General features: G+C 50.5%; 14 protein-coding genes and 1 tRNA gene. 7 read left to right on the forward strand and 8 right to left on the reverse strand.

The window, feature by feature from the left end:
• The first annotated feature begins 405 nt into the window (after window positions 1-405).
• Genes VMX96_02675 through VMX96_02685 form a run of 3 tightly spaced genes read left to right on the forward strand, consistent with a single transcriptional unit; the run spans window position 406 to window position 3,753 of the window.
• On the forward strand, window positions 406-957 hold the full coding sequence (locus VMX96_02675) for a DUF6125 family protein (GenBank protein ID HUU62813.1): 552 nt from the start codon (window positions 406-408) through the stop codon (window positions 955-957).
• Window positions 958-959: 2 nt separating this feature from the next.
• The gene (locus VMX96_02680) at window positions 960-1,517 is read left to right on the forward strand and encodes a DUF6125 family protein (GenBank protein ID HUU62814.1); all 558 of its coding nucleotides are present in this window, start codon (window positions 960-962) and stop codon (window positions 1,515-1,517) included.
• A 13-nt stretch (window positions 1,518-1,530) separates the two neighbouring features.
• Entirely contained in the window at window positions 1,531-3,753 is a 2,223-nt protein-coding gene (locus VMX96_02685; protein HUU62815.1) for a molybdopterin-dependent oxidoreductase, read from the forward strand.
• Here VMX96_02685 and VMX96_02690 read toward each other — a convergent pair.
• Window positions 3,747-4,343: a transglutaminase family protein gene (locus tag VMX96_02690; GenBank protein HUU62816.1), complete on the reverse strand. Its 597-nt coding sequence runs from the start codon at window positions 4,341-4,343 to the stop codon at window positions 3,747-3,749. The two genes, VMX96_02685 and VMX96_02690, sit on opposite strands and share 7 nt — an antisense overlap.
• A 104-nt stretch (window positions 4,344-4,447) precedes the next feature.
• Between VMX96_02690 and VMX96_02695 the strand changes: the two genes are divergently transcribed.
• Window positions 4,448-6,379 carry an aldehyde ferredoxin oxidoreductase N-terminal domain-containing protein gene (locus VMX96_02695; GenBank protein ID HUU62817.1) on the forward strand — a complete coding sequence of 644 codons (1,932 nt, stop codon included), beginning with the start codon at window positions 4,448-4,450 and terminating at the stop codon, window positions 6,377-6,379.
• An 89-nt stretch (window positions 6,380-6,468) separates the two neighbouring features.
• Window positions 6,469-7,131, forward strand: coding sequence for a class I SAM-dependent methyltransferase (locus VMX96_02700; GenBank protein ID HUU62818.1), 663 nt, complete (start codon window positions 6,469-6,471; stop codon window positions 7,129-7,131).
• A gap of 62 nt (window positions 7,132-7,193) precedes the next feature.
• Here the strand turns inward: VMX96_02700 and VMX96_02705 are convergent, their stop codons facing one another.
• The gene (locus VMX96_02705) at window positions 7,194-7,754 is read right to left on the reverse strand and encodes a DUF6125 family protein (protein ID HUU62819.1); all 561 of its coding nucleotides are present in this window, start codon (window positions 7,752-7,754) and stop codon (window positions 7,194-7,196) included.
• A gap of 548 nt (window positions 7,755-8,302) precedes the next feature.
• Between VMX96_02705 and VMX96_02710 the strand changes: the two genes are divergently transcribed.
• A complete protein-coding gene (locus VMX96_02710) occupies window positions 8,303-8,689 on the forward strand; it encodes an FxsA family protein (protein ID HUU62820.1) in 387 nt (128 codons plus the stop codon).
• A gap of 24 nt (window positions 8,690-8,713) precedes the next feature.
• The gene (locus tag VMX96_02715; protein ID HUU62821.1) at window positions 8,714-9,430 is read left to right on the forward strand and encodes a hypothetical protein; all 717 of its coding nucleotides are present in this window, start codon (window positions 8,714-8,716) and stop codon (window positions 9,428-9,430) included.
• Between the two features lie 290 nt (window positions 9,431-9,720).
• Here VMX96_02715 and VMX96_02720 read toward each other — a convergent pair whose 3' ends face one another.
• The 6 genes from VMX96_02720 to gltX form a co-directional block, all read right to left on the reverse strand.
• Window positions 9,721-10,134 (reverse strand): Zn-ribbon domain-containing OB-fold protein, encoded by a 414-nt coding sequence (locus VMX96_02720; protein ID HUU62822.1) that lies wholly within the window; start codon window positions 10,132-10,134, stop codon window positions 9,721-9,723.
• Window positions 10,135-10,137: 3 nt separating this feature from the next.
• Window positions 10,138-11,409, reverse strand: a complete 1,272-nt coding sequence (locus tag VMX96_02725; GenBank protein HUU62823.1) for a hypothetical protein — start codon at window positions 11,407-11,409, stop codon at window positions 10,138-10,140.
• Window positions 11,410-11,544: 135 nt separating this feature from the next.
• Window positions 11,545-12,291, reverse strand: coding sequence for a hypothetical protein (locus tag VMX96_02730; protein ID HUU62824.1), 747 nt, complete (start codon window positions 12,289-12,291; stop codon window positions 11,545-11,547).
• A gap of 40 nt (window positions 12,292-12,331) precedes the next feature.
• Window positions 12,332-12,405: transfer RNA gene (locus VMX96_02735), tRNA-Gln, on the reverse strand.
• Window positions 12,406-12,447: 42 nt separating this feature from the next.
• Window positions 12,448-12,645: a hypothetical protein gene (locus tag VMX96_02740; protein HUU62825.1), complete on the reverse strand. Its 198-nt coding sequence runs from the start codon at window positions 12,643-12,645 to the stop codon at window positions 12,448-12,450.
• 41 nt (window positions 12,646-12,686) lie between these two features.
• Complete coding sequence (gltX, locus tag VMX96_02745; protein HUU62826.1) at window positions 12,687-14,276, reverse strand: glutamate--tRNA ligase; 1,590 nt, start codon at window positions 14,274-14,276, stop codon at window positions 12,687-12,689.
• Between the last annotated feature and the right edge of the window lie 283 nt (window positions 14,277-14,559).

A 14,559-nucleotide genomic window follows, 5' to 3' on the forward strand; every position in this document is an offset into this window, starting at 1 on the left:
ATAGTTGATAGCTCACGGTTGTTGGTCGTTGGTTATTCGGTTGAGTTGCTGGTTTCTTCCACCTTGTCATGCTGAACTCGTTTCTGCATATTACTCTTGAGATTCCGAAACAAGTTCGTAATGACCAATGGTTATGTATGTTATTGGCGGGCAGGTTGGATAATCCGCTCCAACAACGCCCAGAGCCGGTGCTCTAGGCAACACAATGTTACATACACCTCAGGTACGGTGGGTGCTAAATAGCCACATTTATTGCTAGCTCACTCTCCTAAACTAACATCACCAGAGTGATGGTAGTTATGCCTCATCAATGCACCGGCCCATTACGACCTTTCTGATTTGGGTAGTAATCTGCTATAATCATGCAGTGTTACGGAGAGGCCGTAGATAAAGTAGGGCGATATTATGGAATTGGTAGACTACAGCGGCACGTTCGATCCCGATTTCAGCTATGAAAAATTGACGAAGGAGACATTACTCAAGCTCATTCGTTCAGATGCTGAATACGTTCGCAGGATAGATGGACAATGGTATTTAGCAGTGATGCAGAAATGTGGCAACGATGTAGCCTTTGCCTGCGATGCCGAGATCTGGGAGAAGCTCGAGGCATATACTATGAAGATAACATGTAAATTGCTTAACATTCATGGTAATGATGTGGTCACTTTAATTAAGGCTTTGCAGGCTAACCCATGGTCATCGAGCTATGAAATCAAAGTGGATCTAATAAATAATGACCATGCCATAATCAGCTTCATTAACTGCCCCACCTTACTTGCACTGGAGAGGGATGGGTCAGGGCGGGAAATGCTTATATGTAATAAATTGGAAGTGAAACTAATGGAGCTCAAGGCCCATTACTTTAACCCGAATATGATTGTCACGCCCCTTAAATTACCTCCCCGAGACCCTAATAGCGAGATATGCTGCCAGTGGGAACTGAAAGTGGACCGGTAGATATGAAAGAGTTAATGGTGGACTATAGCAGTTCATTCGATCCCAATTTTAGCCATGAAAAACTAGCTCAGCAAACTCTAACCAGGCTTCTGAGAGCCACCGCTGAATACATGCGCCGTATAGACGGTCACTGGTATCTCAGCGTGATGGAGAAGTGGGGCAACGATGAGGCCCTAGATTGCGATATTAAGGTGTGGGAAAGACTGGTTATATATGAAATGAAGATGCTGAGTAGCCTTTTGAATATCCATGGCGATGATGTGGTTACGGTAATGAAGGTCCTCCAGGCCAGCCCGTGGACATTGACCTATGCCTGTGATATAGACGTTAGGAGCAATGATTGTGCCATAGTCACCTACCGCAACTGCCCTACGCTGCTTGCCCTAGAGAACGAGGGTAAAGGACGTGAGGGGCTTATATGCCAGGAACTAGAACCAAAGCTCATGGGTATCATTGCCCACTACTTCAACCCGAATATCAGGGTCACCCCGCTGAAGCTGCCTCCCAGAGATGGCAGTGGCGATATATGTTGCCAGTGGGAGTTCATGCTGGAGAGGTAAAAGAAGAAGCCATATGGCTAAGCAGGGAGAGATCAAAAAGACGGTATGCACCTTTTGTACCGGCAACTGCGGCATGCTCGTTCACGTTGAAGATGGCAGGATAGTGAAGCTCGAGCCCAACCGGAAGCACCCCCTTAGCCGCGGGTTTGCCTGCGAAAGGAACCGCCTGGCACTAAAATGGCTCTACCACCCGGAGCAGCTAATGTATCCCTTGAAGCGGGACGGTGAGCGGGGAGAGGGCAAGTGGAAAAGGATAACATGGGAGCAGGCACTGGCCGAGATAGGTGACAAGCTAAACGAGCTAAAGGCTAAATACGGGCCGGAGATGCTGGGTATCTTCGAGGGCACTGCCCGCGGCAATGATTACTGGCCCCGGGGTCGCTTCCTCAGCCTTTTCGGCAATCCCCATAATATATTCGCTGCTGGCACCATCTGCAGCGCCAACGTTATGTCAATGAATGCCGCTATCATGGGCGATGTCAGCGGCTTCGCAGGGAACATCAACAAGTCCAACTGTGTCGTATACTGGGGTACCGACCCTTCGCAAGCTTGGCACAGAGCCTGGGCAGCGATGCTCAACCAGAAAAAGAGGCGTGATGTGAAGGTTATCGCTATTGACCCCAGGCGCACCAAGACCACCGAGATCGCTGACATATGGCTTCAGCTTAGGCCGGGCACCGATACCGCGCTCGCACTGGCCTGGCTGAATGTGATTATCAACGAGGAGCTTTACGATAAAGACTTCGTTAAGCATTGGACTGTGGGCTTCGATGAGCTCAAAGAGCGTGTTCAACAGTACCCGCCAGAGAGAGTCGCCGAAATCACCGGCGTGCCCGCGGGGAAGATCATCGACGCTGCACGTATGTACGCTACCACCAAGCCGGCCTTTATACCCTACTCGGTCGCCATCGACCAGCTTGGGTTGAACGGTACCCGCACCGAGCAGTGCCGGGTCATCATGCGGGCCATAACCGGCGACCTCGGTGTCTGGGGCGGCGAGCTGATCACGCGACCGGGGCAGAGGATTAACGGCGGAAAGTTCATAACCGAGGCGGAGCTTATCATGATAGACCGCCTCTCCCCGGAGGAAAGGCGAAAGCAGATGGGGGCCGATGTGTGCCGTCTCTTGAGCCTCACCGGCTGGAGCCTGACCTCGGAGTACATCGGGCGGGTTTACGGTGTGCCTGCACCGGTAGGAGTCCAGACCAATGCCCATACACCGATGCTGTGGCGTTCCATCCTCAGCGGAGAGCCGTACCCCATAAAGGCGCTTATCGCCTGGGGCTCAAACCCGCTTTCCTGGGCCGGCAATATCAAGCTGGCCTATGAGGCGATGAAAAGCCCCAACCTGGAGCTCAATGTGGTCCAGGAGCTGTGGATGACCCCATCCGCCCAAATAGCCGACTATGTGCTGCCCGGCGCAAGCTGGATGGAGCGTCCGATGTGCAGCAACATGATGGACTTCGGCAGCATGGTAATCGGCGGCGAGCGACCCATACCTCCGCTGGGGGAGCGCCGCGACGTCTATGAGCTCTTCCGCGGACTTGCTCTCGCCGTGGGGCAGAGTGAGGAGTACTGGCCATGGAGGACTCTGGAAGAGGCCAGTGAATACCGCCTCAATCCAACCGGTATAAGCTTCAAAGAGTTCGTAGAGAGGATGGTTCTGTTCCCTGACGAGTTCGACCTCCAGCCCTGGCTGAAGACCGGCTTTCCTACCCCTTCGGGAAAGGTTGAACTATACTCCAGCATCCTGGAAAAACTGGATTACGATCCATTGCCCCACTATGAAGAGCCTCCGGAAAGCCCGATCAGCACCCCCGGGGTTGCCCGGGATTACCCCCTTATTCTGAACACGGGAGGCACCTTCATGCCCATGTTTAAGTCCGAGTTCATGCAGCGGGAGTTGGGCCGTATAAGACATCCCCACCCGCTTATGGATATACACCCCGATACCGCTCACAAGCTGGGGATTGGTGATGGCGACTGGGCCTACATCGAGACCAGAAGAGGGAGGATCAGGCAGAAAGCAAGGTACAACGACGGTATACTGCCCAACGTGGTCAATTGCGAGGCCAACTGGTGGTTCCCAGAAATGCCAGCCGGCGAGCCGTCACTGAGCGGGGTCTGGGAATCCAATGCCAATGTTCTCACCCTTGATGAGCCTGAGGCCTGCGATGAGCTTTCAGGGGGCTGGTGCAACCGGGCACTATTATGCAAGGTATATCGGGCTCAGTAGCGCCCGGCTCTGGCTTCAAGCAGTCCTTCCCAGGGGAGATCATCAAAGTAGCCATGGTCCTGAACGTATTCGATGTGTAATTTTCCCTCTCGATTATAGCGGTGAAACTGAGCATCGCTCCTGCCGTCGAAATCAACCGGAATAATCCGGTTCTTTTTGCACATTTTCAAATCGAAGGCCGGCGTGGCCTTGACCCACTTTCTATCTAGATAGAAGGAAACATAGCCATGATAGATAAATAGGTTTTCCCCTCTCATTGCATCGGCTAACTTCTTGGGAATAATGTAGTTGCGGATATCGGCAAACCCCAGTTTGGTAGGAATGCCTGAAGCCCTGGCCAGAGCAGCCAGAAGTATCGCTTTCTGGACACAATATCCTTCGCCTCGCTTTAAAGTTATACTTGCCCTATTGTCCTCAAGAGTATAAAGTGGCACGTAGGGATTATACTTGATCCCGTCCCTCACGAAATAGAAAAGGGCCTTGGCCCTATCTACCGTCGTTTCCTGATCCATGGTTAAGATCTGCGCTTTTTCCTTTACCGACTCCTCTTCACAATCGATAGTATAGGTACAATTTAAATATCTTTGCATGGTTGAACCCCAGAAGGCCTGTTAAAATTATACCATACGGCGGCGGTGATTTGGTATAATGAGGGAGCGCTTGGGAGCTAATGGGAGGCAAAGGGAGGCTTTAGATGACATCCTTCGGGTATAGCGGTAAGATCCTTAGGGTAGACCTGTCCTCGGGAAACACTACACAGATTTCCACAATGGACTATGCCGATAGCTTTCTCGGTGGCAGGGGCATTGGCACCAGGCTCTATTGGGATGAGGTAAGCCCCCATATAAAAGCATTCGACGCTGAGAATCGGCTAATGTTTATGACCGGCCCGCTCAACGGTTTCACCGGACTTGCCGGTTCCAGATGGGGTATATACGGTAAATCTCCAGCCACTAGTCCTGAATGCTTCACCTACTGCAATCTGGGAGGAAGCTGGGGTGCCCACCTAAAGTTTGCCGGTTACGATGGGATAGTGATTCAGGGCAAATCGGAGAAACCGGTTTACCTTGTAATACAAGATGGCAATACCCAGATAAAGGACGCTTCTCACCTGTGGGGCATGGGCGCCATCGAGGCGAGAAAGGCGTTGAAGGCGGAGCTGGGAAGCTCTGTAAGGGTGGCGGCTATAGGACCTGCCGGCGAGAACCTGGTCAGCTTTGCCATTGTGCTCGCAGATGATGGCGCTTCAGGTTCCGGTGGTCTCGGCGCGGTGATGGGTGCCAAGAAGCTAAAGGCCATTGCCGTGAGTGGCAGCAGCAAGCTAACCGCGGCCGACCCGGAAGGGCTTCGCGAGGTGGCAAAATATGCCCGTAAGCTGACAAAGGGCATGCCAATGGTGCAGAAAGGGCTAATGCCAGGCCCGAGGATGCGGCAGGTGGCCTGTTATGGCTGCATCCGGGGCTGCATCAGAGCAGACTGCGAGGCAAAGGACGGGACACGCAGTAAGTACATGTGCACTGGTGCCCAGTTCTACCAGGATGCGGCCAAATGGTACTACGGAGAATGGCTGCCCGAGAGCATTGAGGTGCCATTCTACGCCAATATGCTCTGCGACGATTACGGGGTCGACACCAATTCCATCGCGGCAATGCTGATCTGGCTGGGAAGGTGCTACCGTGGGGGTATCCTCACCGATGCCGATACCGGTATGTCCATATTAAAGATGGGCAGCCTCGATTTCATAGAGACCCTGGTGAAGAAGATTTCCATGAGGGATGGGTTCGGGGATATTCTCGCCCGCGGCACCGTTAGAGCAGCCGAGTCCCTGGGGGGAAAAGCCAGAGAGTTTATTACCTACTACGTATCCAGAGCCGGACACCTTACGCTTTATGAACCCCGCTTGTTCGTCGCCCACGGGCTTATGTATGCCATGGAACCGAGGCAGCCCATTAACCAGCTACACGAAATGGGCCTGCCGCTTTACCAGTGGCTGGACTGGGTAAATAAGGTTCAGACGGCATACCTCTCCAGCGATGTGTTTCGCCGTATCGCCAAGAGGTTCTGGGGAAGCGAACTCGCTGTTGACTTCTCCACCTACGATGGAAAGGCCCTGGCGGTAAAGAAGATACAGGATCGCCAGTGCTTAAGGGACAGCCTCGTGCTGTGCGATTTCGCACTGAATAATGCGGCAAGCGTCAGGTATTCGGAGGACCATGTAGGTGACCCTACCCTCGAGAGCAAGATGCTGCTGGCGGTTACTGGAAGGGAAATGGTTGAGGAGGAGCTAAACAGGATGGGTGAAAGGATATTCAACCTGCAAAGGGCCATTCTTGCAAGGGAAGGCCATCGTGGTAGAGAGAGCGACGTGCTCGATGAGTCTTTCTATACCAGACCGCTCAGAACTGTGGGTCTCAACCCCGAGTGCCAGGCGCCGGGGAAGGACGGGGAGGTGATCTCACGTAAGGGTGAAGTGGTGGACAGGGAGAGGTTTGAGACGATGAAAGACGAATACTATGGTCTGAGAGGATGGGATGTTGCCACCGGCCTTCAGACAAAGGCGACGCTGGAAGAAATCGGACTCGGCTATATTGTAGGCGATCTGGAGCGAGAGCAGCTTATAGCATGATGTCACGTTCCAATAGATGTTCGTAGTGAGCTTTGTTTAAATAATGCTTTCCACCAGAGGTCTTTCAGTTGCAGGAATATGCTTTGCAATTGGAAGTAAGTATAAGAGATGAAAAAGATAAGGGGGATATCATGGTTGCGAACCCTTGGTGGGCCCCATGGGCCCTGAACAGAATGATTGAACCTCTAATGCGAAGTCTCAGGTTTCAGACTCCGGTGTTAGCTGAAATGAATGCGGGGGACAGGGCACTGGATGTCTGCTGCGGTACGGGGGCACTGGCGCTTCATTATGCAAGTATGGGTGTTATTGCGGCCGGAATCGATTTAGATCCTCGTGTAATAGAGGTGGCAGAAAATAAGAGGAGAAAACTAGGCTTGAGCAATGTCTCATTCGAGACAGCGAATGCACTAGATTTACCATTCGAGGACAACCTCTTTGATTACGCATCCATCGCTATGTCACTTCACGAAAACAGAAGGGTGGAGAGAGATAGAATGATCTCTGAAATGAAAAGGGTGGTAAAGGAAGAAGGTACCCTGGTTTTTATTGATTACAAGGTCCCTTTACCACGGATTCCATCCTCCTATACATCCAAAGTCGTAGAGCTTATTGCCGGGAGGGAACACAATAGGTATTTCAAGGATTATATTGAGCAAGGTGGATTGGACGGACTACTAGGTAAAAATCACCTGTACGAGGACAAAAGGGGCGAGCTTGGGCCACTAGCAATAATAACAACGCCAAACACCTAACACTTAATGGTCAGGTAAAAAATAATAACCTAAATGTATTTAAAAAAGTGTACCTATTACTGCTACTCTTCCAGCGTTATATCCCACACACAGGCGGGCTCGTCCTTGCTCTTGCGGGGAGGCAGCTTGACCGCCGTCCACTTTATCTTGGGATTGAACCAGTCAGCCGACCTCTGATTATAAGGAATACATAGTCCCTCACACGCTTGCTTCAATAACGTCTCAGCATTGTGTTTCTCAAAATAGTCAAGAGCATGACACTTGGTGATAGTGTATCTGCCATGATTTTTATCTATCAATTCGGTATCGATATGAAATAGCCCCCCAAGCGATGCGCTGGTCTGAATATATTTCATAACCGATTCTACGTCATCTCCCCAGATATTCAAGGCCTCGCGGGTTCGGCGCACCTCACCCTTGGTGCCCCCTTCCCAAACCGCCACATCATGCTCGAAAGCCACCTGGTCGCCATACTTTTGCCTCAATAGTGCCAGCCATATTCCATCTATTCCCAGGTAGTCCTTGCACGCGGCAGCGTATAACCTTATGAGCGCCTCCTTGGAGAAATCCTCGAGTTTTACGTCTTGCTTAAACGGGCCACTGTAATCCTTTAACTCTGCCATCTTGAACCTCCTTTTTTTATATTATATATAGAGTGCCTGTTGCACAAATCAATAGCTTGAACAAATTCCTACACCAGGCCTGCCAAAATCGCTATTGTAATGGCATGACGGCTTCACTGCTGAGCTTAAGACAAGCTTTCCAATGGGCCTACTTCCCTAATATAATGAGATGGTCTTGTTTTGGAGACAAGCTCTGAAGAGCGTAATTATTCACAGTAACGGTTATCCCTCGCTAATAATTATAGTCTGTCATCTATATGGCAATACGCTCTTCGGTACTGCCCCAGCCCTCTGTATTTTAACCTAGAGTGTGAGCCTTGTAAACACACTGTAGTAATGCTTCCTTAAAAACTGTCGCGACCATTGGAAATATGATGTGCAATTAAAATAGGTGCCCTTAAACAGAGAGCGACTATTCCCCTTGACAAATGATATAATATCCATCAACCTTATTTGCAGTAAGTGGCAACCACTCTCAAGCATATCAGTTTGAGAAAAGGTTTGAAGCGGTAGTGAGATAAAGTACATAAAGGGACAATCGACATAGGATGCTGTTGAGACTCACGCTCTTATTTGTGCTTATTCCACTTGTTGAGCTGGCAATTCTGGTTTATCTGGGGACCATTATAGGCGCTTTTTATACCGTACTCATCGTAGTATTAACCGGTATTCTAGGTGCTATTTTGACAAGGAGTCAGGGCCTGGCTACCCTTTCTAGAATTCGCAGCAATCTTCAGCGTGGCATCTTGCCCGCTAATGAGCTCTTTGATGGAGCCTTGATTCTTGTCGGTGGTTTGTTGTTGCTAACACCGGGAATTATTACAGACATTTTCGGGCTCGCTGTCTTGGTTCCTCAGACAAGACACGTCATTGGAAGGTTGTTTCGTAGCCTGATATATCGTAGGATACAGAGGAGGCAAATTCAATATCGATAACTGACGTAGTGCTCGGAGGGGGATATGAAAGCTTATATGATCGCATCCTGGTTTCGTATGAAGGGTATACTTGGCAAGATACAGGCGAGGTCTCAGGATGTGGTTCCTTATACATCCAAGTCGGCGAGAGGTAAACAGAGCCAACGGTATTTACCCATAGATTTTTTAGAAGCAGAATTGCCTCCAAATATTTATGCTTTCCTGTTCGACATTTTTGATAGGTGTATGGGGAGCAAGTCGGATGTCATTACCGCGCTGGACGGACTCGATAAGTCGAGTATCGTCGATAGATTACTAAATATAATACAGGTTAATGACGCCTATTCCGAAATCGCAGCACGTGAGGCCAAATCTTTTGAGGTTAGGGATTTTCGCCAGGTTCTGGGGTGGCGGATGTGGCTATTCATATTGGCTAACTATAAATATATAGCTTCTCCTGCAGATCACGGGGAGAGCGCAAAACAATTTGAAGATTATCTGGACAGCCATGTAAAGATGCTTAAATCTATTGCGACGTCAGCTCACGAAGCTGGCGACTGGGATACGTTCCTGCTGACTGCAGGGTTTTGTCAATGGTCGGGATGGCTAAAATGGCGTGACGAGATATGGCAGATAATTATTGACCAAATTGGCCAACCGGCAATTATCGACCAACTTGAAGTGATAGAGAAAAAACCGCGGATGTTAATAGAGAAATTGTCTCTTCATCACTCGAAGCTCTTGCTAATGAAGGCTGAGTAAAGATCGCTTATACCTTTTGAGACTGCTGAAATAGTCTCAATCAACCCCCTAATCCCCCACTATTGGGGGACTTTTTAAAGCTGGGGGATACCCCCAGACCCCCGGACCCGATACAATCGGGGCACCTCTTTTTCAGCGGTCTCCTTTTATAAACGATAATCGGGAGGATTATTACGACATCGAACAACTGGGTATTTTCTCCATGAAAATTGCAGATGGCGCATGGGCCTCGTGAAGTCTCTGGCATTACGGCAATGATGCCACCGCTCCTTTTAAATTCGGCCAGTTTCCTAACAAGCTTTGAAGGCTACATAGTATCTTTTACCTTCTTCTTGCTCCAGGAAGTCCACCGTTAGAGGGGTTCCTACTTTAACATTCTCCGGCTTCTTGGCGTCGAGTCCTAGAATCCGCCCGCTTATCTTCAGACCCTCATCCAGTTCCACAACTCCTACCAGATAAGGGTTATCCCTATCATATCCCTCTTCTATGGTCCAGCTCTGGCCCACGGCGATGGAGGTGAAGGCTGCAAGCTTGCCCTTGCCCTTCATCTCCACCCATTCCATGTCATTACCGTGGCACTTGGCACAGATGGAATGCGGTGGTAGATACATTGCTTGACATCCCTTGCACCTCGAAGCCATCAGTTTCCTCTCAGCGAGAAACTGATAGAATGAGGCGCTGTTAAAATCTCTCTCCTCAGCCAAGGGCTACCTCCTCTGATAAATGTGAACTACACAGGTGCCGCCGGTAGCACCGACGTTGTGAGTCAAGGCGAGTGTAATGTCCTTTCCTGGGACCTGCCTGGGACCGGCTTCTCCCCTCATCTGATGCCATATCTCCACCACTTGCCCTACCCCGGAGGCTCCTACGGGGTGTCCCTTGGATTTGAGTCCCCCGGAGGTATTAATGGGTTTAGCCCCATCGCGGGCCGTTATACCCTGCTCTGTTGCGACAAATGCCTCGCCAGGCTTGAAGAATCCCAGGTCTTCAAGTGCCACCAGTTCGGCAATGGTAAAGCAATCATGGACCTCGGCAATCTGAATATCTTCAGGTTTCACCCCCGCCATCTGGTAAGCCTGCTTGGCTGCCGTTCTTGCCGCCAGTATGGATGTCAAGTCTTTCCGTTCGTGAAGGGCGTGGTCGCTTCCCTGGCCAGTACCGACGATATATATGGGGTCAAGGGAAAAGTCCTTTGCCAGTTCATCAGCGACGAGTAGAAGACAGGCAGCCCCATCGGTTATAGGTGAGCAGTCAAACAGTCTCATTGGCCAGGCAACCACCGGGTTGGCCCTGGGGTCTTTGAGGAAATCAATCTCGTCACGCCATCCGGGCACCGGTTCACCCTTCTGTTTCGCCTTTTCGATCCTCGAATTCATGATATCTCTTATGGATTTATTAAACTGGGCTTTTGGATTCAGTGCCCCGTTTATATGGTTTTTAATACCCACTTTCATAAAGTGTTCAACTCTGGCGCCATATTTTTCCATGTATGCAGTAGCCATAGCAGCGTATAGCCCTGGGAAAGTAAAACCACAGGAACTCTCATAGACCGCGTCGCTGGCAGAAGCCAGCGTATCGGTTACCCTTTCTGTCGGCAGGTTGGTCATTTTTTCAGTTCCGCTGACTAGAACAATGTCATAAATCCCCGAAGCTATTGCCAGTATTCCCTCCCGTATGGCAACGCCACCGCTGGCGCAGGCATCCTCCACGCGGGTAGCCGGTTTTGGAACCAGCCCCACCCAATCTGCCATAATTGGAGCAACATGCCCCTGCCCCTCGAAGAGGTCGCTGGAGTAATTGCCTACATAGAGGGCTTCTATATCCTCGACGTCTAACCCTTTATCCACTGATTCGGTCATTGCATTGAATGCATCAACAAATAAATCGCGGCTGGTCTTGTCAGCGAAAGCGCCGAATTTCGACATTCCCGCCCCCACCAGGGCTACACCCCTTCCCAGCTTTCGTTCCCTCCGGCTCATGCTCCCTCCTTAAAAGGCATCTAACTTACCTGGACGGTCAAGCGACTGCTATCGATTTTACCAATAGAGCCTCTTCTCGAAATATTCGCCATCCTTGAGCTGTTACCCGGCATACCCAGAGCCACCGTTATCAGCTCAAACTCTCTTGATGATGTGCATTGGTTTCTTGGATCGCGATCTTTTTCGTCCACGTAATGAGAAAATGATCACGAGGGTCCCTATGATGAGCGCCACTATCCACCCAACGAGAAGTCCTACACCAAAACCGAATATCAGCGGAATCTTCATGCCGAGGGCTATGTCCACATCCACGTCGCGGGACCCGTCCTGGTTCATCAGCACTATCGAATATGTGCCGGTCTCCAGTTTCCACTCCAGTTTCTGGATTCCGGTACCATATGTTGACGCTGCCCAGAATGTTTGGGACGTGGGATCTGCTGGTGCCAAACTGCCATAGTGATGTTTATACTCTACATCTAATTTGTCGTCGTGGATTCTGAAGTCAATGGTCTCATCGTACTCGACATCGTTGATGTATTCTCTCCAATCTGGCTCCTCAGCCTCAGCTACCCCTATGAGGATTCCTTTCGAGGTATCCCTGTTTGAGCCTTCTACCTTAAAGGTGACCAGGTCGCCCAAATCCCAATTCCCAAACCACCCCCAACCCCAATTCCATTCCTCGTCAATATCTATATGGGCGGACTCGGTCACTATGGCGTAGGAATTTCTTTCAAGCTGGTAGGACTCAGTAGTGAAAAACCCATCATCATCCTTTAGGGCAATGTCCACCCAGAGCAAGGCCCCACCGCCTAACAGGAGAGGTACCGACCCTAGCATGAAGAGGATTCCGAAGATAAGAAGTAGAATCCTTCCCCCGCTCAAAATATAACTCCAGTTGAGCTCAAATTCTCTCCTTAGAAGCTGGCTGGGGAACCAGGATTCGAACCTGGGCTTGCAGATCCAGAGTCTGCCGTCCTACCGCTAGACGATTCCCCAGTGGTTTAATATTATAGCCTAAGAAGCTCGCTGGGGTAAAGCCTACTTGTTAGCCTCGTCGCTATCTAGAGGCTCGGCTAAGGGTAACCCTGAGAGGCCACAGCACCCACTGCTGCCCACTATCCTGAAGCTGCGCTCGATAAAGGAATCACAACCTGCCCTTAACTGCTCAGGGTCTATCCTGCCATGCAAGCTGCACTCTCCCTGCTCGGTGAAATAGATACATAGCTGACAATACATGATAGCTCCTATATTTAGATTAAAGCAGTCTGTTCTGGTTGTCAAACCACGCTTAATTTGCTCAACGCTGCCTCGATCCGCCTCAGGCACCTCTCCCTCCCCAGAACTGCCATCGTCTGAAACAGCGGCGGGGCCGCCGTGCGACCGGTTACAGCAACCCTCAGCAGCCCGAAAAGCTCCCCCGTCTTAAGCCCCAGCTCCGACGCTAAGGTGCGGAGCACAGCCTCCAGGGATGCGGCATCTTCAGCTAGCTTCTCTGCGTCTCTACCTGTGCCGTCCCAATCGGTATCAAGTTCGGTTAGGCGCTGAAGGGCAGCTTCAAGGGCCGCCACCACAGCTTCCTTGGTTAGATTCTTTCCATAAAGCAGCTTTGCGTCATAGTCCAGTTCTTTTTCTAGGTAAACAGTCAGCGTCCCTAATTTCACATCGCTTGGTATAGTTTTAGGCGATATGATTTGCGTGGCAGGTTTGAAGATAGACTTGTATAGCTCGGCTGCTCCTTTAAGAGTAGTGGCCCGCTCCCGAATCAGCGGCACAATCTGCTGCACATATTCCCAAGATATAGGTTGCTTTACTTCTCCAGGCAAGCCTCTCACCAGAAATGTTAGTAGCTGTTCCGTCAGCTCCGCAATGCTCATGTTGCGAATGTAGACTCCATTCATCCAATCGAGTTTATCTTTGTTGAAGATAGCGGCAGTCTTACTTATGCGTTCAATGGAGAAATGACTTATTAGTTCCTCTCTGCTGAAGAGTTCACTACGGTCATCCAGCGCCCAGCCTAGAAGCGCCAGGAAGTTCGTCATCGCCTCCGGCAGATATCCCATTTCGCTGTATTCGATAAGCGAGACAGCGCCGTGGCGTTTGCTCAGCTTCGACTTGTCCACCCCCAGGATCATAGGCAAATGGGCGAACAGCGGCGGTTCCCATTCAAACGCCCTGTACAGCAGAAAATGCCTCGGTGTAGACGAAAGCCATTCATCGGCCCGCATGACGTGCGTAATCTTCATAAAATGATCATCGACGATGTTGGCCAGGTGATACGTTGGGTAGCCATCCGACTTCAACAACACCAAGTCGTCAAGTTCGCTATTGTCAAAGGTTATATCGCCACGTATAAGGTCATGAAACGTTGTTTGCCCCATAAGTGGCACCTTGAAGCGTATCACCGGCGAGATGCCCCCAGATTCTAACCTTGCTCGCTCCTCCAGGCTCAGATCTCGACAGTGGCGGTCGTAGCTGCGCATCGATTCCTTGCGCTCCGCCATTTCAGCGCGCATGCTGGAAAGCCGCTCCGCTGTGCAATAGCATTTGTAAGCATGGCCTCCTTCCAGCAATTGCTGCGCACACTTCTGATATAGGTCCCGTCGCTCCGATTGGATATACGGCCCGTAGTCACCCCCCACCTCCGGCCCCTCATCCCAATCCAAGCCCAGCCACCTGAGGCTATTCAGAATTGCATCCTCAGAGCCCTTCACACGGCGGGCGATATCGGTGTCCTCTATGCGAAGGATGAACCGGCCGCACGTATGTCTGGCGAACAACCAGTTGAAAAGGGCAGTCCTAATGTTTCCAATATGCGGGTATCCGGTTGGGCTGGGAGCGTAGCGCACCCGAACGCTTTCTTCACTCATAGCTCTCCGTTAAAACAGCTGTTTTTATGGTAGCCATGTGACTTAATAAGAACTCTATCTATCGGTCTTTTCCTATTCTAGCATCATCAGAAGTGAGAGTCTATTCAAGCTAGACACCGCAGTTCGGCAATCACCATTTTTAAGGAAACGACTCCCGCTCGGTAACATTTCCTACTAATGCAAATATATAACTGTCGTATCATAAGAGACCGCTGAAAAAGAGGTGCCCCGATTGTATCGGGTCCGGGGGTCTCCCCGATGTATCGGGGCAGCTTTAAAAAGT

It is taken from the genome of Dehalococcoidia bacterium (genome assembly GCA_035528575.1).
Classification (GTDB): domain Bacteria; phylum Chloroflexota; class Dehalococcoidia; order E44-bin15; family E44-bin15; genus DATKYK01.